Origin of the sequence: Pseudomonas sp. P135 (assembly GCF_020312125.1) — a bacterium.
GTDB lineage: Bacteria > Pseudomonadota > Gammaproteobacteria > Pseudomonadales > Pseudomonadaceae > Aquipseudomonas > Aquipseudomonas fragariae.
The window spans coordinates 1-476 of record NZ_JAGPYR010000059.1 but is presented as its reverse complement, the minus strand read 5'-3'; the positions used below and the strand labels follow the sequence as shown (position 1 = coordinate 476).

Below are 476 nucleotides of genomic sequence, written 5' to 3'. Positions count from 1 at the left end.
TGAATGTTGATTTCTAGTCTTTGATTAGATCGTTCTTTAAAAATTTGGGTATGTGATAGAAAGAAATATAGACCGGGCACCTCTTTCACTGGTGCGTGTCCGGGCTAAGGTAAAGTTTGTGAAATGCAAACTTTCGGCGAATGTCGTCTTCACAGTATAACCAGATTGCTTGGGGTTATATGGTCAAGTGAAGAAGCGCATACGGTGGATGCCTTGGCAGTCAGAGGCGATGAAAGACGTGGTAGCCTGCGAAAAGCTTCGGGGAGTCGGCAAACAGACTGTGATCCGGAGATGTCTGAATGGGGGAACCCAGCCATCATAAGATGGTTATCTTGTACTGAATACATAGGTGCAAGAGGCGAACCAGGGGAACTGAAACATCTAAGTACCCTGAGGAAAAGAAATCAACCGAGATTCCCTTAGTAGTGGCGAGCGAACGGGGACCAGCCCTTAAGTTGTATTGAGATTAGCGGAAC

At 46.2% G+C, this 476-nt stretch carries 1 rRNA gene; it reads left to right on the top strand.

Annotated elements, in window-relative coordinates:
- Nucleotides 1-181: 181 nt before the first annotated feature.
- Nucleotides 182-476: ribosomal RNA gene (locus KBY08_RS26295) — 23S ribosomal RNA — on the top strand; the annotation flags it as partial.